This is a genomic window from Oleiphilus sp. HI0123 (assembly GCF_001635315.1).
This window is the reverse complement of the sequence record NZ_LWGE01001549.1, coordinates 1-2,255: the sequence shown is the minus strand read 5'-3', so window position 1 is coordinate 2,255 and position 2,255 is coordinate 1. Positions and strand designations below refer to the sequence as shown.

Here is a 2,255-nt window from a genome sequence, read left to right as displayed (position 1 = left end):
GCTTTGAAGTTGGAACCTGGTTGTCGTTTGGCTTGTGTCGCGCGGTTGTAGTGGCTCATGGCAAAGTCATAGCCGCCAACCAGTGCCTTGATTGCTCCGTTGTCGGGGTTGATCGAAATAAGGGCGCCTTGTGCCTCCGGAAGTTGGCTTAGGTGGATGATTTCTGCCATTGCCGTTTCGCCGTCTTCATTGCTGGTTTCTGTGTTTGACGTGGTCACTTGAATCACGTCACCGGTTTGAAGTATGTCTTCCAGGCTTTTGATGGCAGGACCTCTTCGGTCAACGGTCTCGTATTTTCTTGCCCATTCGGCCTGCTCGCGTAGCAAGGTCTTTTCCTGGCCATCTTTGAGTGATAATTTGGCGCTATCTTGAGATACTTCTAATACCAGCGCTGCTTGGTGTTGACGTGGGGTTTTGATGGAGCGTAGTTCACTGATCGCGCTTTCGATTGCTTCTTCAGAGCTAATGTCCAAGGTTTTTATTGGGCCTCGGTAGCCGTGACGCTTGTCGTAGTCTTCCAAGCCTTTTTTGACCGCGCGTGAGGCTGCTTCTTGTAGTTTGCTGTCTACGGTTAGGAAGACACGCATGCCAGAAGTGTATGCATCAGAACCGTAGCGATTAATAACTTCTCTTCTCGCCATTTCAGCAACATAAGGAGCATAAAGTTCCGAGCTTCCGCCATGGTAGCTGGCTGTAATGAGAGAGGATTTTGCTTCAGCGTGTTGTTCTGAATCGATCATCTCCAAATCAAGCATCCTGTCCAGGATCCAGTTTCTTCTGATTTTAGCTCGTTTGGCATTGGCTAAGGGGTTGTACCGAGACGGTGCTTTAGGAAGGCCCGCGATCATCGCCATTTGTGCCAGGTTTAATTCATCAATAGGCTTTCCATAATAGACTTGTGCAGCTGCATGAACACCGTAGGCTCTATTACCTAAATAAATCTTGTTTAAATAAAGTTCTAGGATTTCTTGTTTGGAGAGAGATTGCTCAATCTGAATCGCTAAAAAAATTTCATTGAACTTTCGGATGAAGGTTTTTTCTCTGGAAAGAAAAAAGTTTTTGGCAACCTGCATGGTGATGGTACTGCCGCCAGTTTGAATTCTTCCTGTGGTAACTAACTGAGTGGCTGCGCGAGCCAGGCCTTTTATATCTATTCCGCGGTGCTCAAAAAAACGATTATCCTCGGCTGCGATAAAGGCATTAAGCAAATTTTGAGGCGCGTCACCAATATTTATTGGCTTTCTTCTCTTTTCGCCGAACTCGGCTATGCTTTTGCTATCAAGTGAGTAAATACGTAAGGGTGTTTGTAATTGGGTGTGCTTAAGTTGCTCGGCATCAGGAAGTGTTGGCGTCAAATAAAGGAAGAAAGAGGCCATTAAGAAAAAGGCACCAGATATCATTGCGGCCAAGGACCAAGCTGAAAAGCTCAAGAGTCTCACAAAACGAAACATGTTTTTCCTAGCAAGTTAGAAATATACAGCTATTATCTGAGAAATAGCTTTAATTTAAGAATTGTAGGATTATACGTCTTTTTAGAGTGTTATAAGTAAAAAAATGTACATTGAGGTGTGAATAATAGATTCATAAGTACATCTCAATCAAAGTAGCTGCCATTAATTTAATGGGTTTTCGCGTGTTTGGATTATTTGGAAAGAAAAAAGATTCCTTGTTAGGAATCGATATCAGTTCTTCTTCAGTAAAATTATTGGAGTTGTCAAAGAATGGTGAAAAGTTCCGCGTAGAGAGTTACGCCGTGGAACCGCTACCTAGTAACTGCGTAGTAGAGAAGAATATTAATGACTCGGAGTTGGTTGGTGAAGTCATCGGAAAGGTGGTGACTCGCTCGCGTGCTAATAGTCGATTAGCTTCTGCTGCCGTTGCGGGTTCAGCTGTTATCACCAAAACCATACAAATGGCGGGTGGGCTTAACGAGTCTGAGCTGGAAAATATGATCGTTGTCGAGGCTGATCAATATATACCTTATCCTCTTGATGAAGTGGCTATCGACTTTGAAGTGCTTGGCGAGTCAGAGTCGGGCGCTGACCAGGTTGATATATTATTAGCTGCTTGTCGAAAAGAGAATGTTGAACTTCGGGAAGAAGCCCTGGAAATTGGTGGCTTAACATCGAAAGTTATCGATATCGAAGCTTACGCAATTGAACGATCCTTTGAACTTGTCGGTTCGCAAATTGGCGTTGAAGGTGAAGAGCAGACAGTCGCAATTGTCGATGTTGGCTCAACGATGACGACATTGA

At 44.2% G+C, this 2,255-nt stretch carries 2 protein-coding genes; one reads left to right on the top strand and one right to left on the bottom strand.

Annotated features, from left to right (window positions below; genetic code table 11):
- A partial coding sequence (locus tag A3761_RS20730; protein ID WP_197473151.1) for a penicillin-binding protein 1A occupies nt 1–1,451 on the bottom strand: 1,451 nt, incomplete at its 3' end.
- A gap of 182 nt (nt 1,452–1,633) precedes the next feature.
- On the opposite strand from A3761_RS20730, the gene pilM reads away from it, so the two are divergent.
- Nucleotides 1,634–2,255, top strand: a 622-nt coding sequence (gene pilM, locus A3761_RS20725; RefSeq protein ID WP_156491996.1) for a type IV pilus assembly protein PilM, incomplete at its 3' end; no start/stop codon positions are given.